The organism is Cupriavidus sp. DL-D2, assembly GCF_039710735.1.
In the GTDB taxonomy this organism is placed as follows: domain Bacteria; phylum Pseudomonadota; class Gammaproteobacteria; order Burkholderiales; family Burkholderiaceae; genus Cupriavidus.
This window is the reverse complement of the sequence record NZ_JBDKXK010000112.1, coordinates 1-7583: the sequence shown is the minus strand read 5'-3', so window position 1 is coordinate 7583 and position 7583 is coordinate 1. Positions and strand designations below refer to the sequence as shown.

At 68.3% G+C, this 7583-nt stretch carries 1 protein-coding gene; it reads right to left on the bottom strand.

The genetic code is table 11. The features are described from left to right. The coding region (locus ABDB81_RS30030; protein ID WP_346814369.1) for an amino acid adenylation domain-containing protein at nucleotides 1-7583 on the bottom strand (7583 nt) is incomplete at both ends.

The window sequence follows — 7583 nt, the reverse complement described above, 5'->3', positions numbered from 1 at the left end:
CCTCGAACAGCACGGCCAGTGCGTCGGGGTTGCGACGCGCCTGCGCCTGGAAGGCCAGATGCACGAGCGGCGCATGGTCTTGTTGTGCGCCCGTGCCCCAGTGGGACAGCACCGCGTGTTCCGCGTCGTGCAGCGCCACCAATCCGCCAACTGCCGCCGATGCATCGGCGGCCAACGCTTGCAGCAGACGCACAGTGTGATCCGCCACGCGTGCCGCATCGCCCTCGCTCAGCGCCGCGCGATCGAAATCGATCTGCAGATGCCATGTCGGCGCGGCGTACGCAGTGACGGTCACCGGATAACTGGTTTCGTCGCGACGATGGATGACAGTTGCCTGCAAGTTGTCCGGCAGCGTTTCGCGCAGCGCGGCATCGACCGGATAGTTCTCGAAGACCAGTACCGAATCGAACAGCGCCTGTCCGGCCTGCCCGGCCCAGCGCTGGATGTCGTAGAGCGGCGTATGCTCGAATTCGCGCGACGCCAGGTTGTGCGCCTGCAGATCGCGCAGCCAGTTGCCCACGGTCTGCCCCGCCTTCGGCGCCGCCACCACCGGCAGTGTGTTGATGAACAGGCCAAGCAGCGTCTGCGCGCCCGGTACTTCGTCGGGACGTCCGGCCACCGTCGCGCCAAAGCTGACGGTCTGCTGTCCGGTATAGCGCTGGAGCACCAGCGCCCATGCGGCCTGCATCAGCGTGTTGAGCGTAATGCGTTCGCGACGCGCAAACGCGGTGAGCGCAGCGGTGGCGGCATCGTCGAACACGCGCGTCTCGCGGCCCTTGCCCATGGCGCTGGCCGGCGTCGGCAGCGTCTTCGCCAGATGCGTGTTCCCCTCCAGCCGCGCCAGTTGCGTGCCCCAGTATTGCCGCGCCGCGTCGGCGTCCTGCGCCTGCAGCCAGCCGATATGGTCGCGGTAGCGTCCGGACTTCGGCGTGGCGGGCTGACCCGCATAGGCGCGCAGCACCTCGCCCATCAACTGCGACGTGCTCCAGCCATCGAGCAACAGGTGATGGCTGGTCCAGACCAGATGATGCCGCTGCGCAGCCGTGCGCACGAGCACGAGCCGGATCAGCGGCGGTGCGGCAAGGTCGAAGCCGCGCGCCAGTTCCGAGGCAGCCAGTGCTTCGAGCGCGGCGTCGTGTTGGTCCGCGGATCGATCACGCCAATCGTGTTCGGTCAACGGCAGCGCGCCGGGACGCGCCACCCATTGCAGCGGTGTCTCGCCTGTGAGGAAGCCGGTACGCAACACTTCATGCCGTGCAAAGACCTGCTGCCACGCGGCACGGAAGCGTGCGACATCGAGGCCGTCGAAGTCGATACGCAACTGGTTCAGATACGCCGTGGCCTCGGGGTCGAGCAGCGCGTGGAACAGCATGCCGGCCTGCATCGGCGAGAGTGGATAGAGGTCTTCCAGCTCTGCCGTCGCGCCCGCCGCCATCGGCAGCGTATCGAGTTGCGCCTGCGTGAGACCGGCAAGCGGTACGTCCGAAGGCGTCACACCACGGTTGCCGGCGACGCAATGCGCGATCAGCGATTCCAGATGCGTGCGATAGCGCTCCAGCAGCCCCTGCACTGTAGCGTCGTCGTGCAGCGCGCGGCTGAACGACCAGCTCAGGCTCAGGCGCCCGCTATGCACCATCGCGCCCACGTCGAACCATGTGCGGCGCCTGCTTTCCGGTGCGCGCTGGCGCCCTGCCGATTCGCGCGCCGCCTGCCACACGGCGCCGTTGCCGAACGCCTGGTCGAATTGCCCCAGATAGTTGAACGTGACCTGCGGATACGGCAGATCGCCCAGTGCGCGGCCTGCCTCGGTCATATGGCGCAACACGCCATAACCGAGCCCCTTGCAGGGCACGGCGCGCAACTGTTCCTTGATGGCCTTGAGCGATTCGCCTTCTCCACGGCTACCGGGCGTCAGCCGCACCGGGAACAGCGACGTCAGCCAACCCACCGTGCGCGTGAGATCGATTCCCTCTTCCAGTTCCTCGCGGCCATGGCCTTCGAGTTCCACGACCACGCTGTCCCGGCCATCCCATTCGCAGAGCGTGCGGGCCAGCGCGGCCAGCAGAATGTCGTTGATCTGCGTGCGGTATGCCTGCGGCACCTCGTTGAGCAACTGGCGTGTCGTTGCCTCGTCGAGCGTGACGCTCAGTGCGTGCGCATCGGCCACGGTGTTGCTGCCGCCCGCCTTTGCGGGGAAGCTGCGTGATTCGCCCTGTTCGACGTGCCACTGCGCCTGCCAGTAAGGCAGTTCGGCGGCCATCGCGGCACTACCGGCGTGGCGTTGCAGCGTTTCGACCCATGCCTGCAGCGTGCTGGTCGACGGCGGCAATGTCACTGCCTGCCCTTGACCGAGTTGCTCGTACGCGGCGTGGAGATCCTCGACGATCACGCGCCACGACACGCCATCCACCACCAGGTGATGGGCGGCCAGCAGCAGCCGGCCCGGGCGCGACGGCCCGAGGTCGATCCACACGGCCTGGAAAGGGCGGGACAGGTCGAGGCTGCGCTGGACGGCATCCGCTGCCTCCGCGATGGCCTGCGATGCATCCTCGGCGTCGGCCTGCGACACCACCTTGAACGACGACGTCCCCAACGCGGCCAGCGATTGTTGCCATGCGCCGTCGCGCTGCGCGAACCGTAGCCGCAATGCGCCGTGTTGGTCCACCACATGCGCCACGGCGCGGCGTACCCGTTCGACATCGACCGGCGCGCTGCTCTCCAGCATCAGCGACTGGTTCCAGTGGCTGGTGGCAAACGGATGCGCGGCGGCGTGGGCGAAGAACCAGTGCTGGGCCGGCGTCAGGGCGAACCAGGTTTCGGTGGCCAACGTCGCGGCCGGCGCCGGTACGGCAGCGCTCTGCACGCGCGTTGCCACGGCCGCGACCGCTGAAACGGTCTGCCCTTCCATCAACTGGCGCGGTGTCAGCTTCACGCCGCGACGGCGGGCCCGCGCCACGATCTGCAGCGTCAGGATCGAATCTCCGCCCAGTTCGAAGAAATTGTCGTGACGGCCCACGCGCGCCACGCCGAGGATCTCTGCCCAGATGGCAGCCAGCGTGGTTTCGACTTCACCCTCTGGCGCCGCGAACCCGTCGCCGTCGTCGCCCTGCTGCGCTGCGGGTTCTGGCAACGTCCGGCGGTCCACCTTGCCGTTTGGCGTCAGCGGCAGCGCGTCGAGCACCATGATGGCGGCCGGCACCATGTAGTCCGGCAGCGTCGCGGCCAGTTGCTCGCGCAGGCTTGCCACATCGGGGTGGCCCTCGCCGTTGCCCACCACATAGGCGTGCAATTGCGTGCGCCCATCATCGGCGTCGCGGGCAATCACCTCGGCGCGGCTCACGCGCGGCAAGGCCGCCAGCGCCTGCGCCACCTCGCCCAGTTCCACGCGATAGCCGCGCACCTTGACCTGATCGTCCACCCGGCCGAGGAATTCGAGGCTGCCGTCCTCGCGCATCCGCACGCGGTCGCCCGTGCGATACAGCCGCGCGCCATCGCCCATCGGATTCGCCACAAAGCGCTCGGCGGTCTGTGCGGCACGCCCCTGATAGCCACGCGCCAGTCCGGCCCCACCCAGGTACAGCTCGCCCACGCCACCGCGCGGCACGGCGTTCAGGCCCGCATCCAGCACGTAGGCGGCATTGCCCGCCAGCGGATGGCCGACGGGCAACGTCGCGGCGGCGCGGTCCGCCGTGGCGGCCTCCTGCGTCAGGATGCCCACCGTGGTTTCGGTCGGGCCATAGTGGTTCATGACGCGCGTTTCCGGGCGCAGTTCGGCGATGCGCGCCAGCAGCGGCCAGCGCGTAGCCTCGCCGCCCAGCACCAGCCGCGCACGCGGCAGCACCGCCGCAGCGTGCTGGGCGCTCAACAACGCCTGCAGATGGCCGGGCACGATCTTGAGCACGTCCACGGCATGGCGGTCCATGTAGTCCGCAAACCGGTCCGGATCGAAGGCACGCTCCGGTGCCAGCATATGAAGCAGGCGCCCGGAGCACAGCGCGCCGAACAGCACCGTATGGCCCAGATCGGCGCCCACGGTCGAGGCCATTGCCATGCTGCGCGCTGTCTCGGGCAGGTCCATCCGCTGCAGCACGGCCCGCACGTAGTTGGCAAGCGCGCCATGGCTGATGACCACGCCCTTGGGCTGCCCGGTCGAGCCGGAGGTGTAGATCAGATAGGCCGGCAACGCGGGATGCAGCGCGGCGTCCGGCAACGCCGGCAGCGCCTGCGCATCACCGGAGTCGGTCAGCGACATCACGGGAACGCCAAAGCCGCTGGCGCTACCCGTTGCATCGAGCACCAGCGATGCCTGGCTATCGTCGACCACGTAGGTCAGGCGCGATGCCGGCAATGCGGGATCGAGCGGCACATACGCGCCACCGGCCTTGAGCACCGCCAGCAGGCCCAGCACCATTTCGATGGAGCGCTGCGCATGCACGCCCACGCGCGATTCCGCGCCGATGCCCTGCGCGCGGAGCCGTTGCGCCAGCCGGTTGCTGCGCGCGTCGAGGTCCGCGAACGTGACACTGCGGGCGCACTGATCCACCTCGTCGGCCACGGCCTGCGCGGCAGGGGTGCGACGCACGGCATCGCGCCAGAGGGCCAGCACATTCGGGGCGGGCTCTGCGGCCGGCGCGTGCGCCACGACAGGAACGGGGGCGAGCGCGCCCAGTGCCACGTCCGGGTGCTGCTGTCCCACGCGGACCATGTCATGCAGCACGCTGTCGAAGGCGTCCGCGATGCGTGCGGCCATGGCCTCATCCACGTGCGCCAGATCGTGCAGGTAGTCGAAACTCAACGTGGCGCCGGTCTTCACGCGCAGCGTCAGCGGATAGTGATTGCCGTTGCCAGAACGGACATCGGTAAATGTCAGCCCGGCCGGGTTGCGCGACAGTGCTTCGTCCACGGGATAGTTTTCGAAGACGATGATGGTATCGAACAGCCCCTGCCCGCTGGCACCGGCCGCGCGCTGGATGTCATGCAGCGGCAGGAACTCATGCTCGCGCGAGGCGATACTCTGGGCCTGCAACGTATCAAGCCAGGCATTCAGCGCATCGCCGGGGCGCGGCTGCGCCACCACGGGCAGCGTGTTGATAAAGAGTCCGACCATGCGCTCGACACCCGGCACATCCATCGGACGTCCCGCCGTGGTCGCGCCAAAGCACACGGCGTCCTGACCGGTGAGACGTTGCAGCAGGATGGCCCATGCGCCTTGAATCAGCGTGTTCAGCGTGACGCGGCGCGTCCGCGCAAACGCCTGCAGGCTGTCGTTCCGCGCCGCGTCGAGCACGCGCGGATAAGCGCGGTAGCCGTGGCGACCCACCGGGGCGGTCAATGCATCGGCCACGCGAGTGGGTGCGGTGAGGATCGCCAGTCGACTGCCCCAGTAGCTGCGCGCTGCGGCGGTGTCCTGCTGTCCCAACCAGCCGATGTAGTCGCAGTAGCGCGCGGTCTGGGGCGGCAGCGACTGGCCGGCATAGTGACTCAGCACCTCGCCGAGCAGTTGCGACGTGCTCCAGCCATCGAGCAGCAGATGGTGATGGGTCCAGATCAGGTGATGGCGTGTGGCGCCGATGCGTACCAGCGCCAGCCGCATCAGCGGCGGTTGCGCCAGATCGCAGCCCTGGTCGCGCTCGGCCTGCGCCAGCGTGTCCAGCGCCGGAGCGAGATCGTGGGGCGCCTCGGCTTCGACCCCATCGACCACGGTCAGCGGCAACGGCACGGTCCGTGCCACCCATTGCAGTGGCGTTTCGCCGGCGAGGAAGCCGGTCCGGAGAATGTCGTGCCGGTCCAGCACGGCCTGCCACGCCGCGCGAAAGCGTTCGACATCGAGGTGGTCGATATCGGCGCGCAACTGGTTCAGATACGCATCGCCCTGCGCCGCGTGGGCACTCAGGAACAGCATGCCGGTCTGCATCGGCGCCAGCGGGTACAGGTCCGCGATGTCAGCCGCATCCACTGGCAAGGCCAGCGTGTCGAGCGCCGCTTGCGTCAGGCCCGCCAGCGGGAAATCCGATGGCGAGACACCGCGCGCACCACTGGTGCAATGCGCAATCAAGGCTTGCAGCTCGCGCTGGAAGCTGGCGGCAAGGGCCTCCATCGCCGGGCGCGCGTGGCGGTTGCGGCTGTAGTGCACTGTCAGCGTCAGCGTCTGGTCGTAGACCTGACCATTGATCGCCAGCGCGTGCATCAGCGGCGCGTCGGCATCCATGGCAGGACCGGCGCTTTCGTTGGCGGGTTTCCAGCCGTTTTCCGCATCGAACGCACCGTCGAACTGGCCCAGGTAGTTGAAAACGACTTCCGGACGCGGCAAGGCTTTCATCGCCGCCTGCTGCGCGGGGGTGCCCATGTCGCGCAGCACGCCATGGCTCAGGCCACGTCCCGGTACGGCGCGCAGGTGTTCCTTGACGCGTCGCAGCGCATCTCCCGGTTCGCCCAGCGGCGCCAGCGCCACCGGATACAGGTTCGTGAACCAGCCGACCGTACGCGAGATATCGAGGTCAGACACGGCCTCGCGGCCATGGCCTTCGAGATCGACAAGGATCTGGTCGCTACCGGTCCAGCCACACAGCGCACGGCCCAGTGCCGTGAGCAGGATGTCGTTGACTTGCGTGCGATAGGCGCCCGGTGCCTCGCGCAGCAATGCCGACGTGGCGGCTGCATCGAGCGTCAGCGTGACACTGTCGCGCTCGCCAACCGTGCCGAAGGCTGCCGCGCCATCGCGTGGCAGCGCCACCGGCACGTTGCGCAATGCCTCCCACGCAGGCAAATCGGCGGCGTGCGACTCGGCATGGTTGCGCAGTGCCAACGCCCACGTCTGCACACTGGCTGTGCGCGGCGGCAACGCCACGGACTGGCCCGCGCATCGCTGCTGATACGCGGTGCGGAGATCGTCGAGCAGGATGCGCCATGACACGCCATCCACCGCCAGATGGTGGATCACCAGCAGCAGCCGGTAGGCAGGCGCGGCGTCATCGATCTCGATAGAGACTGCGCGCACGAGCGTGCCGGTGTTCAGGTCCAGGCTGCGTTGGGCCTCGGCGCACAGCGCATCGAGACCGTCTGCCGGGGTCTGCCGTGTCCACAACACGTCGTGCCTCGGCGTGCTATCGGCGGCCGGACACGTCTGGTGCCAGTGGCCGTCCACATCGCAAGTGAACTGCATGCGCAGCGCGTCGTGATGGGCGATCAGCGCGGCCAGTGCCTCGCGCATGGGATGCGCGGCGATGGGGGCGGCCGATTGCAGCAGCACCGCCTGATTCCAGTGGTGGCGCACTGGCATGTCCATGCCGAAGAAAGCGGCCTGGAATGGCAGCAGTGGCACATCGCCCGAAGCCGGCGCGTGTTCACGCACCGCCAGTTGGGCGGGGACGGCCACGGCAGCCAGTCGGGCAAGCGTCTGCGACTCGAACATCTGGCGCGGCGTCAGTTGCCAGCCGGTACGCCCTGCGCGCGACACGATCTGCAAGCTGATGATGGAATCGCCGCCCAGTTCAAAGAAGTTGTCGTGGCGGCCCACGCGTTCGATGCCGAGTACCTCCGCCCAGATGGCAGCCAGCGCGATTTCCGCTTCGCCTTGTGGCGCT